Annotated in this window: 14 protein-coding genes; 4 read left to right on the forward strand and 10 right to left on the reverse strand. The window is 69.4% G+C overall.

Annotated elements, in window-relative coordinates; genetic code table 11:
* The first annotated feature begins 133 nt into the window (after positions 1 to 133).
* A complete protein-coding gene (locus CTJ15_RS16415; protein ID WP_075822619.1) occupies positions 134 to 1,351 on the forward strand; it encodes an ABC transporter substrate-binding protein in 1,218 nt (405 codons plus the stop codon).
* 123 nt (positions 1,352 to 1,474) lie between these two features.
* Here CTJ15_RS16415 and CTJ15_RS16420 read toward each other — a convergent pair whose 3' ends face one another.
* From CTJ15_RS16420 to CTJ15_RS16450, 7 genes are all read right to left on the reverse strand, one after another.
* The gene (locus CTJ15_RS16420; RefSeq protein WP_099781711.1) at positions 1,475 to 2,869 is read right to left on the reverse strand and encodes a DUF4214 domain-containing protein; all 1,395 of its coding nucleotides are present in this window, start codon (positions 2,867 to 2,869) and stop codon (positions 1,475 to 1,477) included.
* On the reverse strand, positions 2,866 to 3,684 hold the full coding sequence (locus CTJ15_RS16425) for an IS5 family transposase (protein ID WP_099780839.1): 819 nt from the start codon (positions 3,682 to 3,684) through the stop codon (positions 2,866 to 2,868). Before CTJ15_RS16425 ends, CTJ15_RS16420 begins: the two co-directional genes overlap by 4 nt.
* A gap of 53 nt (positions 3,685 to 3,737) precedes the next feature.
* The gene (locus CTJ15_RS16430) at positions 3,738 to 4,475 is read right to left on the reverse strand and encodes a hypothetical protein (RefSeq protein WP_099781712.1); all 738 of its coding nucleotides are present in this window, start codon (positions 4,473 to 4,475) and stop codon (positions 3,738 to 3,740) included.
* A gap of 376 nt (positions 4,476 to 4,851) precedes the next feature.
* Positions 4,852 to 5,817, reverse strand: a complete 966-nt coding sequence (locus tag CTJ15_RS16435; RefSeq protein WP_099781713.1) for an SH3 domain-containing protein — start codon at positions 5,815 to 5,817, stop codon at positions 4,852 to 4,854.
* Positions 5,818 to 6,068: 251 nt separating this feature from the next.
* Positions 6,069 to 6,992: a methylisocitrate lyase gene (gene prpB, locus CTJ15_RS16440; RefSeq protein WP_019462174.1), complete on the reverse strand. Its 924-nt coding sequence runs from the start codon at positions 6,990 to 6,992 to the stop codon at positions 6,069 to 6,071.
* On the reverse strand, positions 6,989 to 8,146 hold the full coding sequence (gene prpC / locus CTJ15_RS16445) for a 2-methylcitrate synthase (RefSeq protein WP_099781714.1): 1,158 nt from the start codon (positions 8,144 to 8,146) through the stop codon (positions 6,989 to 6,991). Before prpC ends, prpB begins: the two co-directional genes overlap by 4 nt.
* Positions 8,147 to 8,159: 13 nt before the next feature.
* Complete coding sequence (locus CTJ15_RS16450; RefSeq protein ID WP_099781715.1) at positions 8,160 to 9,683, reverse strand: MmgE/PrpD family protein; 1,524 nt, start codon at positions 9,681 to 9,683, stop codon at positions 8,160 to 8,162.
* Positions 9,684 to 9,785: 102 nt separating this feature from the next.
* Here CTJ15_RS16450 and CTJ15_RS16455 point away from each other — a divergent pair, with 102 nt between their 5' ends.
* The 3 genes from CTJ15_RS16455 to CTJ15_RS16465 all read left to right on the forward strand — a co-directional run bounded on the left by CTJ15_RS16455 (position 9,786) and on the right by CTJ15_RS16465 (position 13,622).
* Positions 9,786 to 11,249: a short-chain fatty acyl-CoA regulator family protein gene (locus CTJ15_RS16455; RefSeq protein ID WP_099781716.1), complete on the forward strand. Its 1,464-nt coding sequence runs from the start codon at positions 9,786 to 9,788 to the stop codon at positions 11,247 to 11,249.
* Positions 11,250 to 11,709: 460 nt separating this feature from the next.
* Positions 11,710 to 12,921, forward strand: coding sequence for a serine hydrolase (locus tag CTJ15_RS16460; protein ID WP_226945964.1), 1,212 nt, complete (start codon positions 11,710 to 11,712; stop codon positions 12,919 to 12,921).
* A 14-nt stretch (positions 12,922 to 12,935) separates the two neighbouring features.
* On the forward strand, positions 12,936 to 13,622 hold the full coding sequence (locus CTJ15_RS16465) for a bifunctional 2-polyprenyl-6-hydroxyphenol methylase/3-demethylubiquinol 3-O-methyltransferase UbiG (RefSeq protein ID WP_099781718.1): 687 nt from the start codon (positions 12,936 to 12,938) through the stop codon (positions 13,620 to 13,622).
* A 45-nt stretch (positions 13,623 to 13,667) separates the two neighbouring features.
* Here CTJ15_RS16465 and CTJ15_RS16470 read toward each other — a convergent pair whose 3' ends face one another.
* The 3 genes from CTJ15_RS16470 to mmsA all read right to left on the reverse strand — a co-directional run bounded on the left by CTJ15_RS16470 (position 13,668) and on the right by mmsA (position 17,556).
* Positions 13,668 to 14,501, reverse strand: a complete 834-nt coding sequence (locus tag CTJ15_RS16470) for an aldo/keto reductase (protein WP_099781719.1) — start codon at positions 14,499 to 14,501, stop codon at positions 13,668 to 13,670.
* 299 nt (positions 14,502 to 14,800) lie between these two features.
* Positions 14,801 to 16,000, reverse strand: coding sequence for a multiple monosaccharide ABC transporter permease (gene mmsB / locus CTJ15_RS16475; protein ID WP_099781720.1), 1,200 nt, complete (start codon positions 15,998 to 16,000; stop codon positions 14,801 to 14,803).
* Positions 15,997 to 17,556: a multiple monosaccharide ABC transporter ATP-binding protein gene (gene mmsA / locus CTJ15_RS16480; RefSeq protein WP_099781721.1), complete on the reverse strand. Its 1,560-nt coding sequence runs from the start codon at positions 17,554 to 17,556 to the stop codon at positions 15,997 to 15,999. The genes mmsB and mmsA overlap by 4 nt, the downstream gene beginning before the upstream one ends.
* Positions 17,557 to 17,616 lie beyond the last annotated feature (60 nt).

The following is a 17,616-nucleotide window of genomic DNA, read 5'->3' on the forward strand; positions in this document are numbered from 1 at the left end:
GCCGGCTCCGCCCTCGCCTCGGAGGAGGTTTTCGATCACCCTGGGCACCGGGATGCCGGAGGCTTCCGGCAGAAGACGGACGGCCCGGGCGATCGGCCGGGTGGGCCGGTCCATCATGATCGGGAGTGGTAGGATGCAGTTCACGAGGCGCCTGTTGCTGGGCGCGAGCGCCACGGCCTTCACCCTGGCGCGGCCGGGCCTGGTCCGGGCCCAGGGCACGACGCCCATCCGGATCGGCGAGATCAACAGCTACACCACCCAGCCCGCCTTCACCTTGCCCTACCGCGACGCCATGCATCTCGCGGTGGAGGAGATCAACGGCAAGGGCGGCGTGCTCGGACGGCCGCTGGAGCTGATCACGCGCGACGATGCGGGCAAGCCGCAGGATGCCGTGCGGCTCGCGGGCGAGCTGCTGAACGAGGCGAAGGCGGATGTGCTGGCCGGGGCCTACCTGTCCAATGTCGGGCTGGCGCTGGGCGAGTACGCCGCGCAGAACCGTCGCCTCTACGTGGCGGGCGAGCCGCTGACCGATGCGATGGTCTGGGAGAAGGGCAACCGCTTCACCTTCCGCCTGCGCCCCTCCACCTATATGCAGGCCTCCATCCTGGCGGAGGAGGCGGCGAAGCTCCCGGCGAAGCGCTGGGTGACGGTGGCGCCGAACTACGAATACGGCCAGTCGGCGGTGAAGTGGTTCCGACAGATCCTCTCGGCCAGGCGGCCGGACGTGCAGTTCGTGGGCGAGCAGTGGCCTGCGCTGGGCCGCATCGATGCCGGCGCCACGGTGCAGGCGCTGGAGGGGATGAAGCCCGAAGGCCTCTTCAACGTGCTGTTCGGGCCGGACCTGACGAATTTCGTGCGCCAGGGCAACACGCGCGGGCTGTTCGAGGGGCGCGGCGTCGCCTCCATGCTGACGGGCGAGCCCGAATACCTCGACCCGCTGGGCGACGAGGCGCCGGAGGGCTGGATCGTCACCGGCTATCCCGGCGAGGCGGTCGACACCCCGGCGCACAGGGCCTTCGCCGAGGCGTACCGGGCGAAGTACAAGGCCAAGCCGATGTGCGGCTCGCTGGTCGGCTTCTCGCTGATCCACTCCATCGCCGCCGGCATCGCCCGGGCCGGGGCGCTCGATCCCGACAAGCTGGTGGCGGGCTTCCGCGGCGTGGAATTCGCCACGCCCGCTGGTCAGGTGGGCTATCGCGCCATCGACCACCAGAGCACGCTGGGCGTCTTCGTCGGACGGACGGCGTTGAAGGGCAATGCCGGCGTCATGGCCGACTGGCGCTATGTCGACGGGCGCGAGCTGCTGCCAAGCGACGAGGTGGTGCGGAAGCTGCGGCCCGCGGAAAGCTGATCCGGCCGCCACCGGGGCAGGGCCTCATCGTTGCATGAGTGGCGGCCTTGCCGTCCGCCACCGTCCCGCGGTGACCGTGCCTCGCGCACCGGGCGTTGCACCGTCCCGAGGGACAAGGCGGTGTCAGACAAAGGCGATGCCGCTGTGGACACCGTCGCTGCCGGTGTTCGCCTTGGTCAGCATCTGGTGCTCCACACTCTCGGACACCGCCAGCAGCACGCCGCCCCGCGACAGGGAATGGGTTTCCAGCAGGCTCAGGAAATGGGCGTAGCCACCCGCATCCGGTTCGCGGTGCAGGGCGGTGTGGTAGAGTCCGCTGACGAAGGCCTCGTCGCTCTGCTGCCCGTGCACAGCGTTCCACTCCGGCGTGGTCAGCCACAGATCCGGCAGTTGCGCGAAGGTGAATTTCTGCCCCTTCACCGCCGCCACCCAGTTCTCGAGACCTCCCCGGTCCGGCAGGCGCCCGAAGGCCGCGTCGTAGAGGCGGGCGATGGGCACCGCCGTCTGGTCGGGAATCCAGATCCCCGCCTCGATCTGGCCGGCGGTATTGGCGCGGTTCTCCCGCCCCTCGGAGATCGAGATCAGGGCCTGCTCCAGCCCATCCGACGAGAAGGCGGACAGCGAGGCGATTCTGGCGGATGCCGTTCCGTAGACGTTGCTCTCGATCCGCGCCAGGCTGCCGGCCGCGCCGGTCGCGCCCCCCGCCTGGAACTCGGCGCTGGCCAGGAAGTTGTGCGCCAGGGTCTCCAGACTGCCGCCCGCCGCCAGGAAGGCGATGTGGTGCTGCAACCCGCCCGGGTCCGGCGCCCGGTTCAGGGCCGCCTTGTAGAGCCGGACGACCTGCGCTGCCGCGTCATCCACGTCGAAGACCAGCCTTCCGTCCGTCAGCGCGACGACATCCAGCGCCGCCGCATGATAGGCGGTGCTGCCGTGCAGGATGGTCACGCCGCCGCTGGCGTCACTCACCTGGACCTCCCGCAGCCCGGTCGCGTGCAGGGCGGCGACGTTCCGGCCCGCCGCATCCTGGGTGACGGACAGGGCCTGCAAGGCTCCGGTGGCGACGGCCACGCCGGTGGCGGGGGTCCAGACCGGCAGGCCCCGGTCGTCATAGACCGCGTTGCCCTGGCCCGGGCCGCTGCCATCGGCGAGCCGGCCATAGCCCCATCCATAGTGGAGCGTCCCGCCCGTCAGCGGCAGGTCCGACGCGAAATCCAGCCGCAGCGTGTCGCCGTCCACGACGGTGGCGTGCGTGGCCGCGATGGAGGTGCCGTCCGCCAGCCGGACCGCCCAGCCCAGCCCGGAGGCCGCCGCGCCGCCGAGGGCGGCGAAGGCATGGGCGCCGTCATGCTGCACATCGACGGTCAGGCTGGTGGCGCCGATCCGGCGCGCCCAGATGACCTCCGGCCCCTCGTTGTCGATGTTGCCCAGCGCCCGCGCGACCGGCGAGCCCGCCAGGGCATATTCCGACCAGCCCTCCGCGATGCTGAGCGCGGCGCGCTGGATCAGACCCCGTTTCATAACGGCTGAGCCAGACGCCGGACGAGGATCATGGCGGCGGCGAGGGTGAAGAAGGCGACGGCGGAACCGACGGTGGCCTCGTGATCGCGAGCGAGGCGTCGGCAGCGGCCGAACCAAGCGAAGGACCTCTCCACCACCCAGCGCCTGGGTTGCACGGCGAAGCCTTTCTGGCCGGGTGCGCTGCCGATGATGGTAACGGCGACGGGGGAGGCTCGGGCGACCCGCGGACCGGCGTAGGCGCGGTCGGCGAAGCAGCGGGCCAGGAACGGCCAAGGGCGGCGCGACATGGCCAGGAGGGCCGCACCCCCTCGGCTGTCATGCAGGCAGGCGGGCGAGATGGCGGCGAGCAGGAGCCTACCGTCCGTGTCCACCAGGGCGTGGCGCTTGCGGCCCGTCACCTTCTTCCCGGCATCGTAGCCGCGGACACCTTTCACGCCGACACCGCCCGAGCGGACGGATTGGGCGTCCAACACCGCCGCTGTCGGTGAGGCCTCTCGGCCGACCCGCTCGCGGTCGGCCATGATGAGGGCGTGCGCCAGTCGCTCGAAGGTGCCCCGGCGCGAGAGGCGCAGGAACCAACGGTGCACGGTCCCGGGCGGCGGGAAGTCGCGGGGCAGATGCGCCCAGGCGCAGCCGGTACGGAGCACGTAGAGGATCGCATCGACCACCCGCCGCATCGGCCAGGACCGGGGTCGTCCGGTCTTTGCAGGGCTTGGCAAGAAGGGCTCGACCAGGGCCCACTCGGCATCGGTTAGGCACGTTGCATAAGGCTGGGAGCCGCGCGCAAGCTGCGCGCGGGCGGCAGGGGTCCACATGGGCCACCTCGAAGGACGTCAGACACCCTCCGAACGCGCAGAACTCCCGCCGCTCACCCCGCCTCAGCCGTTATGAAACGGGTTCTCACCAGCGCGGCATCGCCGGCCGACATGTGCCCGCCGCCGTATTCCGTGGTGGCCGCATTGGCGTCGAGGTTGTCGAAACTCATGTCCAGGTCGAGGGCCCGGGCTGCGATCGCGGCGTTGAAGCCCGCATCGGCGGCCAGCTTCTCCATCACCGCGCGGATCGCCTGGAGACCGTCGGGGGCGTAGCTGCGATAGGGGATCGCGCTGACGAAGTCATAGGCCATGTCCAGCGCCGAGCTGCCGAAGGCCGCACGCAGCAGCGCGGCATCGTAGCGGACCGCGCTTTCCCACATCGCCGCGGCACTGGCCGTGGTGAGGCTGCCGTTCTGGATGTCGTGCTGCAGGGTCAGGCTGTCGGTCTCGTTGTGCAGCCAGAGCACGGTAGTGGGATTGTCCCGCAGGTCGGCGGAAAGGCCCTGGACGTAGTTCAGCAGCCGCTGCTCCACCGTGCCGGTCGTCCAGCCCTGCCGCCAGTCGCCGTTCACCGCCTTCAGCCAGTCGCCGAGGAAGCCGGTGGCGCCCTGGATGGTGGTGGCCGAGTTGTCCGAGGCGCTGAGCGGCCCGGCCAGGATATGGACCTGGTTCTGCACGCCATCGAAGCCGAGAAGTGCCTCGACCGCCTGCTTCAGCTTGGCCGAACCACCGAAGTTGAGCGCCAGGAGCTCAGCATTGGACTGGCCCCTTACCAGAATATTGAGATCCAACGTCTTGCCCCCGCAAGAATTTCATTGGAACCCCCTTAAAAAATCCAGGTGTAATTTCCATTAATAGCCGAATCCCAGGGCTTTTTCCTTAAACTCCCGTTCATTTATTGCATGCTGTTCATGCGCTATTCAGTTCCACTACCTATAAGCGAACAAATAAAGGACCGGAAAGCTGGGCCGGTCGCTCCGGATTCAGGAAGCGGCAGGATCTGGCCCAATCATGGGCCATGGCTCCTGGCCGGAACGCGGTCACCTCGCGGGGCAGGGGGGACAGGAAGCGCTCCCTCGCCCGGACTTCCGTGTTCTCCGGATCGCCTGCCCGGGTCCAGCTTCCAGGGACGTCGGCTGTCCAGGGCTGGAACCCGGAAGCCCGGCGCTAACGCGGCCTGTCCGTCAGGCTTCCATGAACCCATCCCCAGGGCTGATCCGAACCCACCTGATACCAGCCGCCCGGAGATTCCCCGAAGACGGACAGGGCGGTGCCACGCGGAAGGACGCGCAGGACTTGCGACTGGTTCCGCGGCTGGGTCCGCAGATTGCCGCCCTGCCTCATGGCGATCCTCGCCCTGGCTGGCGCCGCCGGTGCGCGAGGGACGCTGGCCGGAGCCGGCTCCACCCTGTCCGGAGGCTCGGCCCTGGGCCCGTCCGGAATGCCGGCCGGCGCCAACGCGGCCGGTTCGGTGGCCAGGGAGCGGGCCTCAGGACGGGGCCCTGCTGCCTCCGGCTCCACGGCCGGGACCGGCAGAGGCGGATTGGAGGACCGCCACGGCTCCGCTGGGGCGGCCACGGGGTCGCGGGCGGCGAGAGGCCCCGGCGGGACCGGCTGCTCCGGCAGGGGGAGTGCCGGGGGAAGCCGGGCAGGCGCCGGGGACAGCGCGGCCCGGATCGCCTCCACGCCATCCGGGCGGAGCAGCATTCCCCCACCGGCCACCAGGCAGGCGACCGCCAGCAGCCCGGCCATCCGGCCCATGCCATGGCGGGAACCGGATGGGCGCGCCGTCGCAGGGGCGGGGTCCGGCGGCACAGGGCGGTCGGCCATCTGCTCCGCCCATCGTTCCCGCGCAGCCTGGGAGGTCGAGAGAAGCCGCTGGACGGCCATCAGCGAGGCACGCAGCTTCGCCGGATCGGGATGGTCGGCCCGGAGCTGCGTCCGGATGTCGAGCAGCAGGAACTCGACATTGGCGCGTGCGGGATAGGGGATGAGATGCAACCTGCCGGCGATGTCATCGACCGTCGCCAGGACCTTGAGGGCCTCGAACCTCCGCTTCGCCGTCTGCCCAGCCTGTGCGCCAGGCTCCGCCGTGTCCGATCCCCGCCGCGTTCGCGCATCCTGCTGGAACATAGTCACCCCTCGATCTTCCCAGAGTAGTAAGAGGGCCTGCGCATCAACTCAGGATGGCCCTTCGCAAGAAAATGGAGCGAGACTCCCCCTCGCCATCCCGATCTTCGATTTCGGGTGATCTAAAAACAGACTCTGGGCCCGAGCGCAAACTTCATCCCGGTTCTACGGGAATTCTTCGATCCTCCATTCGGATGCTTCCATCCTGGCGGCGGGAGCCCGGACGTTGCCGCCCGAGCGGGACCGTCCCGTGATCAGCCCTTCTGCGGCATGCCCTGCGGCACCACGGTCCTCACGATGGAGGCGTCCAGCGCCTCGTAATCGCCATAGCCGATGGTGGCGTAGAGCTCCGCCCGCGTCTGCATGCGCTCGATCATCTTCTGCGTGCCGCCGTCGCGGCGGATGGCGGCGTAGAGCTCCTCCTGCGCCTTGTTCGCGACGCGGAGCGAGGAGACCGGCCAGATCACCATGGAATAGCCCATCTCCTCGAACTCGCTGGCCGTGAAGAAGGGCGTGCGGCCGAACTCGGTCATGTTGGCCAGCAGCTTCGCGCCCGGCATGCGGCGGGCGAACTCCCGGAACATCTCGGCCGTGGTCAGCGCCTCGGGGAAGATCGCATCCGCCCCGGCCTCCAGGTAGAGCCTCGCCCGCGCCACGGCGCCGTCGATGCCCTCGCTCGCCGCCGCATCGGTGCGCGCCACCAGCACGAGATGCCGCCGCGCCCGCGCCGCCGCAGCCACCTTCGCCGCCATGTCATGCGCGTCGGCCAGCTTCTTGTCGTTCAGGTGCCCGCATTTCTTGGGCAGGAGCTGGTCCTCGATATGCACCGCCCCGGCCCCCGCCTCCTCGAAGGCGCGGACCATGTGCATGACGTTCAGCGCCTCCCCATAGCCCGTGTCGCCATCCACCAGCAGCGGCAGGCCGGAGGCGCGGGCGATCTGGCGGATGAAGAAGCAGACCTCGTCCACCGTGATGATGCCGAGATCCGGCAGGCCCATCGAGGCGGTCATGGCGGCGCCGGACAGGTACAGCCCCTCGAAGCCCGCCGCCCTCGCCTGCAGGGCCGCCTGGCCGTTATGCGCGCCGGGAAGCTGCAGGATGCCGGGGCTGTCCAGCAGCGCGCGGAACCGCTCCCCGGCCGGACGGGCGGGAAGGTCGCTGGCGACGAGGTAGGTCAAGACAGGCTCTCCCGCTCCTTCAGCGGCACGAAGGGGCGGTCCTCCGGGCCGGTGTAGTTGGCATTGGGACGGATGATCTTGTTGTCCGCCCGCTGCTCCAGCACATGGGCGGACCAGCCGGCGGTGCGGGCGATGACGAAGAGCGGCGTGAACATCGCCGTCGGCACGCCCATCATGTGGTAGGAGACGGCCGAGTACCAGTCGAGGTTGGCGAACATCCGCTTGGTGTCCGCCATCACCGCCTCGATGCGCTCCGCGATCCGGAACATCTTCATGGAGCCGACCTGCCGCGACAGGTCCTCCGCCACCTGCTTGATCACCGCGTTGCGCGGGTCGGAGACGGTGTAGACGGGATGGCCGAAGCCGATCACCACCTCCTTCTCCGCGACGCGGCGGCGGATATCGGCCTCGGCCTTGTCCGGGTCGGCGTAGCGCTTCTGCACGGCGAAGGCGAACTCGTTCGCGCCGCCATGCTTGGGCCCGCGCAGCGCGCCGATGCCGCCGGCGATGGCGGAATAGAGGTCGGAACCCGTGCCCGCGATCACCCGGCAGGTGAAGGTGGAGGCGTTGAACTCGTGCTCGGCATAGAGGTTCAGCGAGGTGTGCATCGCCCGCACCCATTTCGCCGAGGGCTCGCGCCCATGCAGCAGGTGCAGGAAATGGCCGCCGATGCTGTCGTCGTCCGTCTCGACCTCGATGCGCCGGCCGTTCTGCGAGAAGTGATGCCAGTAGAGCAGCATCGAGCCGAGCGAGGCCATCAGCCGGTCGGCGATGTCGCGCGCGCCGCTCGGGTTGTGGTCCTCCTGTTCCGACAGGGCGCAGCCCAGCGCCGAGACGCCGCTGCGCATCACGTCCATCGGATGCGATGCGGCGGGCAGCGCCTCCAGCACCTGCTTCACCGCGGCGGGAATGCCGCGCCAGGAGCGCAGCTTGGCCTTGTAGCCGCGCAGCTCCGCCTCGGTGGGCAGGGAACCGTGGACGAGGAGATAGGCGATCTCCTCGAACTCGCACTGCGCCGCGATCTCCAGGATGTCGTAGCCGCGGTAGTGCAGGTCGTTGCCGCTGCGCCCCACGGTGCAGAGCGCGGTGTTGCCGGCGACGACGCCGGACAGGGCAACGGATTTCTTGGGCTTCGGGGTGACGGTTTCGCTCATGGCTTCTCCTCCCTTATCCATTCCCGCCGGGCCAGCCGAAGATGCCGCGGTGCTCGTTGCGCGCCAGCTTCCCTTGCGGCAGGGAGACGGTCAGCCCGGCGAGCTCCTCCGCCCGCAGCTCCGGCAGGCGCTGCACCAGCGCAAGGAAACGCTCCGCCTCCGCATTGTCGAGGATGCCCTCGGTCAGCGTGCGGAACTTGCGGATGTAGTCCGGCCGCTTCCAGGGGGTGGCGCCCAGGCTGTGCGCATTGGCCACGGCCAGCTCGTCGCTGATCTCGCTGCCATCCTTCATGCGGATGGTGATGCGGCCGCCGAAGGCCTTCACCGCCGGATCATGCGCGTGGTAGCGCTCGGTCCATTTCGGGTCCTCCACCGTGCGGATCCTGTGCCAGAGCCGCACCGTGTCGGGCCGCCTCGCCCGCTCCGGGGCATAGGATCGCACATGGTGCCATTCGCCGTCCTGCAGGGCGACGGCGACGATGTACATGATGGAATGGTCCAGCGTCTCGCGCGACGCCTCCGGGTCCATCTTCTGCGGGTCGTTGGCGCCGGTGCCGATGACGTAGTGCGTGTGGTGGCTGGTCTCGATCAGGATGTCGTCCACATCGTCCCAGTCCTTGACCTGCCTGCCCATGCGGAAGGCGAGGTCGATCAGCGCCTGGCTCTGGTATTCCGCCGAATGCTCCTTGGTGTAGGTGTCGAGGATGGCGCGCTTCGCCTCGCCCCTGCCCGGCAGCGGCACGCGGTAATGCGCGTCCTTGCCGTCCAGCATCCAGGCGATCACGCTGTCCTCGCCCTCGTAGATCGGGCTCGGCGCGCCCTCGCCCAGCATGGCGCGGTCCACCGCCTCCACCGCCAGCTTGCCGGCATGGGAGGGGGCGAAGGCCTTCCAGGAGCTGATCTCGCCCTTGCGGCTCTGGCGCGTGGCCGTGGTCACGTGCAGCGCCTGCTGCACCGCCTGGTAGATGGTGGCCGTGTCCAGCCCCAGCAGCGTGCCGATGCCCGCCGCCACCGAGGGGCCGAGATGCGCCACATGGTCGATCTTGTGCTTGTGCAGGCAGATCGCCTTCACGAGATCGACCTGGATCTCGTAGCCCGTGGCGAGGCTGCGGATCAGCGCACGGCCATCCGCACCGCATTGCTGCGCCACGGCCAGGATCGGCGGGATATTGTCGCCGGGGTGGGAATATTCCGCCGCCAGGAAGGTGTCGTGGTAGTCCAGCTCACGCACCGCCGTGCCGTTCGCCCAGGCCGCCCATTCCGCATGGACCCGCACATCCGGCCCCAGCCCGAAGACGGTGGCGCCGCCCGCGCGGGGATGCGCCAGCGCCTCGGTGCGGGCCGTGGTGACCGGGTGCCGGTTGATCGCGGCGATGGCGACGGAGGCGTTGTCGATGATCCGGTTGACGATCATCTCCGAGACCTCCGCCTCGACCGCCACCGGGTCGGCCGCCACCTCGGCGATCTTCCAGGCCAGTTGCTCCTCCCGCTTCAGCCGGTCGGCCTCGGGGTGCACGCGCACGTCATGGATCTGCATGGGCTGACCCTCGCTCCCTGGTATTTTGCGAAGTTTGTCACGACAGCCCTGGGAGGTCAGCCTGGCTTTCGGCATAATCGTGCCATTCCCGGCGGACGGTTTGTGAAGTTTGTGAAGACCCTGCAGCGCCATGACAGCAAGGTCTTCGCCGGCGACCGGCTGCGGCGGCTCCGCCTCTCGCGCGGGCTGAGCCAGGCGGCGCTGGCGGAACGGCTCGGCATCTCGCCCAGCTATCTCAGCCAGATGGAGGCGGATCTGCGCCCCCTCACCGCCCGGCTGCGCCGCCGCGCGGCGGAACGCCTGGGCGTGCCGGAAGGACTGTTCGGAGAGGAGCGCGACCAGCGGCTGGCCGACAACCTGCGCGAGGCCTGCGGCGACGCGCTCTTCGGCAAGGGCACCGTGTCCATGGAGGAAGCGCGGGCGGCGGTGCGCGCGGCGCCGGAGGTGGCGGACCGCTTCCTCACCCTCTACCGCGCCTATCGGGCGCTGAGCGAACAGCACCAGGAACTGCACGACCGCATCGCCGCCAATGGGGGATCGGGCGAGGATTTCGCCGCCGTGCCGCATTTCCCCTATGACGACGTCGGGGAATGGGTGCAGTCGCGCAACAACCATTTCGATCGTCTGGACCGCGCCGCCGAGGCACTGGCGGAACGGCTGAGCCCCGATGGCGTCATCACCCAGGATCATCTGGCCCGCCACCTGCGCGACCGGCACGGCATCGCCATCGCCGAGACGCCCGGCCTGCTGGCCCAGGGCACGGTCTGGCGCCTGCAAAGACGGGAGGGGCAGCTTCTCCTCGCCAAGGAGGCCGCGCCCGCCAGCCGGCTCTTCTGGATGGCGCATGTGGTCGCCCTGCTGGACCAGCGCGCGCTGGTCCTGGCCGAGATCCGCGCCGCCGGCCTGGCCAGCGCCGGGGCGCGCGCCCTGGCGCGGATCGGCCTCGCGAACTACTTCGCCGGGGCGCTGCTGATGCCCTACGAACCCTTCCTGCGCGAGGCCGAGCTGCTGCGCTACGACATCGAGCAGTTGCAGGCCCGCTTCGGCGCCAGTTTCGAGCAGGTCTGCCACCGGCTCAGCACCCTCCAGCGCCCGGGCCGCCCCGGCATCCCCTTCTTCCTGGTGAAGACGGATATCGCCGGCAACGTGCTCAAGCGCAGCAGCGCCACGCGCTTCCGCTTCGCCCGCTTCGGCGGCCCCTGCCCGCTCTGGAACGTGTACCGCGCCTTCACCCAGCCCGGCCGCGTGCTGGTGCAGGTGGCGCGGACACCGGACGGCGTCGCCTATCTCAGCATCGCCCGCACGGTGGGGCGCGGCGGCGGCGCCTATCTCAGCCGCCCGCGCAACGTCGCCGTCGTGATCGGCTGCGAGATCGACTATGCCGGGCGCACCGTCTACGCTACCGGCCTCGACCTGCGCGACCCGGGCTTCCACGACCCGATCGGCCCCGGCTGCCGCGCCTGCGAACGCACCGACTGCCGCCATCGCGCCGTGCCGCCCGCCAGCCAGTCGATCGATGTCGGCAGCCTGGAACGCGGCGTGGTGCCCTATCGCGTGCGGACCTGATCCGGGCGGTGGCCTTCCCTGGCCGCGTTGCGCTGTCCCGGGGGAGAGGCTCCGCCTCTCGCCCCGGCCCCCTCTCCGCCAGGACCCTGCGGGCCCTGGACCCGGTTCGCTGGCGCCGATGGTGGCCGTCATCCTGCGGCCCGATCCCTGGGAGCCGGTGGAGACACCGGGCTCCCGAAGAGAAGAAAGACACCCCGTCCGCGCCGGTGGCATCGGCAGTCCGCCGGAGAGCGCGGCTCTCCGGCGCGATCCGGCAACAGGGAGAACCAACGAATGGGAGGTCCAGGAACCTCAGGTTCCTGGCGGATAAGGGGGGGCACGGGGGAAAAGGCGGAGCCTTGTCCCCCCGGCACAGAGCCGCGCTGGATCACCCTCGGAACGGAGGGTCTTTCCGTTCCCGGCCGTCCTCTGCCACCCTGCCGCTCCTCGCAGCATGGAGTGCCAGCGCATGACGGACAGGATGACCGATTGCCCCGAGGAGGTCGGGCTTTCCGGCGACCGGCTGGCGCGCGTGGATGCCTGGCGTGAGGCGCAGGTGCGGGACGGCAGGCTGGCCGGGGCCACCACGCTGGTGATGCGGCGCGGGCGGGTGGCGCATCTCGGCTGCTCGGGCCTCGCCGACATCGCGCGCGGTGTGCCGATGGCGCCGGACAGCATCCTGCGCATCTATTCGATGACCAAGCCGCTCACCAGCGTGGCCATCATGATGCTCTACGAGGAAGGGCGCTTCCAGCTCGACGACCCGGTCACGCGCTTCCTGCCCTGCTTCCGGGACATGCGCGTCTTCACCACCGGCAGCCGCGGCAGCTACGAGACCGTGCCGGCGGAACGCGACATCACCTTCCGCGACCTGCTGACGCACACCTCCGGCCTGACCTACGGCATGATGCACGCCAACATGGTCGATGCCCTGTACCGGGAGCGGGGCGTGGACTTCCAGACCTCGGATCGCAGCCTGGGCGAGGTGGTGGAGACCGCGGCCTCGCTGCCGCTGCTGGCGCAGCCAGGGCGGGAATGGAACTACTCCATCGCCACGGATGTGCTGGGGCACCTGGTGGCCGTCATCTCCGGCCAGGATTTCGGCGATTTCCTGCGGGAGCGCGTCATCGGGCCGCTCGGCATGGCGGACACGGATTTCCATGTGCCGGAGGCGAAGCTCCCGCGCTTCGCCGCCAACTACCGGCGCGGCGAGGAGGGCGGCGTCGCGCTGCTGGAGGACCCGCGGGACAGCCGCTTCGGCCGCCCGCGCCGGATCTGCTCCGGCGGCGGCGGGCTGGTCTCGACCGTGGGCGACTATGCGCGCTTCTGCCGCTTCCTGCTGAACAAGGGGGAACTGGACGGCACCCGCCTGCTCGGCCGCAAGACGGTGGAGCTGATGATGACCAACCACCTGCGCGGCGACATGGCGGCGATGGGACAGCCCCGGTTTTCCGAAAGCACCTACGAGGGCGTCGGCTTCGGCCTGGGCTTCTCCGTGATGCTCGATCCGGCGCGGGCGCAGATCCTGGGCACGTCGGGGGAATGCGCCTGGGGCGGCGCGGCCAGCACGGCCTTCTGGGTCGATCCGGCGGAGGAGATGGCGGTGATCCTGCTGACCCAGCTCATGCCTTCCTCGGCCTATCCGCTGCGGCGGGAGCTGCGGGTGCTGACCTACCAGGCGATCATCAACTGAGCGGGAGCGGGGACATGAGCGACAGGACCTATGGCACCTGGTACCGGGACACGTCGCGGGAGGCGGCGATGGAGGAGGGGCACCGCCCCCTCTGGCGCCACTTCATCGACATCGTGCCCGAGACCGACCTCTCGACGCGCGACGTGCTGGATTTCGGCTGCAACCGCGGCGGCTTCCTGCGGCTGCTGCATGCGCTGAAGCCGTTCCGGCACGGGCTGGGCGTCGATATCGCGGAGGATTCCATCGCGGCGGCCCAGGCCCTCAAGGGGCTCGCGCCGCTGGACTTCGCCGTGGCAGCGGATCTCTCGCCCTGGCGCGGCAGCTTCGACATCGCCTTCAGCTACGAGGTCGTCTACCTGCTGCCGGACCTCGCGGCGCATGCCGCCGGCATCCATGCGGCGCTGCGCCCAGGCGGCGTGTACTATGCCGTGACCGGCTGCCACACGGCAATGCCGCTCTGGCCCGCCTGGCGCGAGCTGATCGGCGGCATCACCCACGCGCCGGTGCAGGACCGCTCGCCGGAGGATTATGCGGCGGCTTTTGCCGGGGCGGGCTTCGACGTCTCGGTGCGGCGCTTCGGCTATGACGGCTTCGTGCCGGCGGGGAAGCGCAGCGACTACTACCCGACGCTGCAGGATGCCCTGGCCTATCCGGCCGAGCACAAGCTGCTGTTCCGCATGGTGCGGCGGGAAGCGGTCTGAACCGATGCGCGGCGGGGAGGAACATCCTCCCCGCCGCGCCGGGCCTCATGCATCCGGCCCGTCGTTCCAGTCCGGCGCGAAGTCCGGGCTGACCATCCGCTGGTCCTTGGGCAGGCGCGCGATGGCGGCGCGGTCCTCGTCGTCGAGTTGCAGCTTCAGCGAATCCAGGTTGGCCTGCTGGTTGGCGCGGCTGGCGGCCTTGGGCACGGCCGAGACGCCGTCCTGGTCCAGCAGCCATTTCAGCGCGACCTGCGCGGGCGTGGCGCCATGCTTCCTCGCGATGGCCTGGATCTCCGGGATCTCCGCCACCTTGTTGCGGGCCAGCGGGCTGTAGGCGGTCAGCGCGATGTCGTGCCTGCGCGTGTAATCCAGCAGCTTCGCCTGGCCCAGCGTCACATGGTACTCGACCTGCAGGCAGGCGATCGGCGCCTTCAGCTCCTCCACCACCTGCCGCAGCAGCGGTCGCGGAAAGTTCGCCACGCCGATCTGGCGCGCCTTGCCTTCCTCCTTCAGCCGGACCAGCGCCTCGATGGTGCGCGGCAGGTCCCAGTCCTTTGCCGGCCAGTGGATCAGGTAGAGATCCACATGGTCGGTGCGCAGCTTCTCCAGGCTGCGCGCCATGGCTTCGTGCATCGCCTGCGGCGAAAGATGGTCCCACCAGACCTTGGTGGTCAGGTGAACATCGCCGCGCGCCAGGCCGGAGGCGGCAAGGCCGGCGCCCAAGGCATCCTCGTTCTCGTAGCGCTCCGCCGTGTCGATATGGCGGTAGCCGAGCTCCAGCGCCTGCCTCACCGCGGCCTCGCATTCCGCGCCCGTCATGGGCCAGGTGCCGAAGCCCAGCCTGGGCATGCGCAGCCCGTGTTGGGTCAGGAATTCCATGCTTCCGTTCCTCTTTCATCCGCCCGTCGCCGCCGGTCCGGCCCACGCCCCATGGGCGGAGCCCCAGGGCCCGGCCCACCGGAATTCGCCATGCCCGCCGCGGGCGGCGGCAAGCGGCCCGGCCATTGGGCCACGGACAGGTTCGCCGGACCAGATGCCGGTCCTGCATGGCTTCGCCACCGCGCAGGACCGCGAGAGCACGCCGCCCGCCGCCAGGCCCAGGTTCCCGGTGGCCAGGAAAGGCCGGGGGAAAAAGGCGGAGCCTTGCTCCCCCGGGAAGCGCGATGCCAGCCGTGACGCTATCGCCGCTGGTTATAGACATCCACGCAGACGGCGCCGAGCAGGACGATGCCCTTGATCACCTGCTGGTAGTCGATGCCGATGCCCAGGATGGACATGCCGTTGTTCATCACGCCCATGATCAGCGCGCCGATCACCGCGCCGACCACCTTGCCCACGCCGCCATAGGCGGAGGCGCCGCCGATGAAGCAGGCGGCGATCACGTCGAGCTCGAAGCCCAGCCCGGCCTTGGGCGTCGCGGTGTTCAGGCGGGCGGTGAAGATCAGCCCGGCCAGCGCCGCCAGCATGCCCATGTTGACGAAGGTGAGGAAGGTCAGCCGCTCCGTCTTCACGCCGGAGAGCTTCGCCGCCTTCTCGTTGCCGCCCACGGCATAGATCTGCCGCCCCACCACCGTCCGGTTGGTGACGAAGGCATAGAGCGCGATCAGCACCAGCATGATCAGCAGCACGTTGGGCAGGCCGCGGTGGGAGGCGATCAGGAAGGTCAGGTAGATGGTCATGCCCGCGATGACGAGGGTCTTCACCGCGAAGAAGGGCATGGGCTCGACCTCCACCCCATGCCCCTGCTGCCGCAGCCGGCCGCGCCAGGCGAACCAGACCATGGCCAGCGCCATGACCACGCCGAGGAGGAGCGAGGTCATGTACACGCCGCCCTGCTGGCCGAAGAATTCCGGGATGAAGCCGGAGGAAAGGCGCTGGAACTCCACCGGGAAGGGACCCACCGACCTGCCGCCCAGCACGGACAGCATCAACCCCTTGAAGACCAGCATCCCGGCCAGGGTGACGATGAAGGAGGGGATCTTCAGATAGGCGACGAACCAGCCCTGCATCCCGCCGATGATGCCGCCCACCGCCAGGCAGAGCAGCGCCGCCGCCACGAAGGGGATGCCGAACTGCACGATCAGCACGGCCGAAAGGGCACCGATGAATCCCGCCACCGAGCCGACCGAGAGGTCGATATGGCCGGTGACGATCACCATCAGCATGCCGAGCGCCATGATGACGATGTAGCTGTTCTGCAGCACGAGGTTGGTGAGGTTCAGCGGCCGCAGCAGCGTGCCGTCGGTCATCACCTGGAAGAACAGCATGATGGCGAAGAGCGAGAGCAGCATGCCGTAGCTGCGCAGGCTTTCCTTCACCAGGTTGGCATGGCCCGTCCGAGCCGGCGGCGGGCCGGGGAATGTGGCCTGTTCGCTCATGGCACCATTTCTCCCATGGATTCCGGCCGGAGGGCGCGGTTGTTCACGATGGCCCGCATGATCCGTTCCTGGGACGCCTCCGCGGCCGGGAACTCGCCGACGAAGCGCCCCTCGTTCATCACGCAGATGCGGTCGCAGATGCCGAGCAGCTCCGGCATCTCGGAGGAGATGACGATCACGCCCTTGCCGCTGTCGGCCAGCTCCTGGATGATCTGGTAGATCTCGTACTTGGCGCCGACATCGATGCCGCGGGTCGGCTCGTCGAGGATCAGCACCTCCGGCCCCGAGAAGAGCCACTTGGACAGCACCACCTTCTGCTGGTTGCCGCCGGAGAGCTTGCCGGTCTCCTGATAGACGCTGGAGCAGCGGATCCGCATCCGCGCGCGGAACTCCTGCGCCACCTTCAGCTCCCGGATGTCGTCGATCACCGAGCGGCTGGAGACGGCGGGCAGGTTGGCGAGGGTGATGTTCTTGCGGATATCCTCGTCCAGCAGCAGGCCCAGATGCTTGCGGTCCTCGGTCACGTAGGCGAGGCCGGCATCGATGGCGCGGCGCACGGTGGAAAGGTCCACCTCCCGCCCCTGCAGGAAGGCGCGGCCCGTGATGTTGCGGCCATAGGAGCGGCCGAAGACGCTCATGGCGAACTCGGTCCGCCCGGCTCCCATCAGCCCGGCGATGCCCACGATCTCGCCGCGCCGGACGTGGAAGCCCACATCCTTCACCACCTTGCGGCCGGGATGCAGCGGATGGTCCACGGACCAGTCCTCGACGCGGAAGATCTCCTCGCCGATCTGCGGCGTGTGGTGCGGGTAGCGGCTCTCCAGGTCGCGGTCCACCATCCGGCGGATGATGCGGTCCTCCTCCACCGGCGCCTCGCGGCAGTCCATCGTCTCCACCGTCTGGCCGTCGCGCAGCACGGTGATGCGGTCGGCGACGGTCGAGATCTCGTTCAGCTTGTGCGAGATCAGGATGGAGGCGATGCCCTGCGCCCGGAACTCCATCAGCAGGTCCAGCAGCGCCTGGCTGTCGCGCTCGTTCAGGCTGGCGGTCGGCTCGTCCAGGATCAGGAGGCGCACCTCCTTGGATAGGGCCTTGGCGATCTCCACCAGCTGCTGCTTGCCGACGCCGATATCGGTGACCAGCGTGTCGGGCGAATCCGTCAGCCCCACCTTGGCCAGCAACGCCCTCGTGCGCCGGTACACCTCGCCCCGGTCGATCACCCCGAAGCGGGTGGGCGCATTGGCCAGGAAGATGTTCTCCGCGATCGACATCAGCGGCACCAGGGCGAGTTCCTGGTGGATGATGATGATCCCGATCGCCTCGGAATCGTTGATGTCGCGGAACTGGCGGGCCTGCCCGTCATAGATGATCTCGCCCTCGTAGCTGCCATGCGGATAGACGCCGCTCAGCACCTTCATCAGGGTGGACTTGCCGGCACCGTTCTCGCCCACCAGCGCGTGGATCTCGGCGGGCATGACGGTGAGGTTGACGTTGTTCAGCGCGCGCACCACGCCGAAGCGCTTGGTGATGCCGCGCATTTCCAGGATGGGTTCCATCGCCGTCCTCCGGTTTCAGCCTCCTGCCCGGATGCGGGGCACGCAGGCCGCGTGCCCCGC

This window comes from Roseomonas sp. FDAARGOS_362, assembly GCF_002754815.1.
In the GTDB taxonomy this organism is placed as follows: domain Bacteria; phylum Pseudomonadota; class Alphaproteobacteria; order Acetobacterales; family Acetobacteraceae; genus Roseomonas; species Roseomonas mucosa.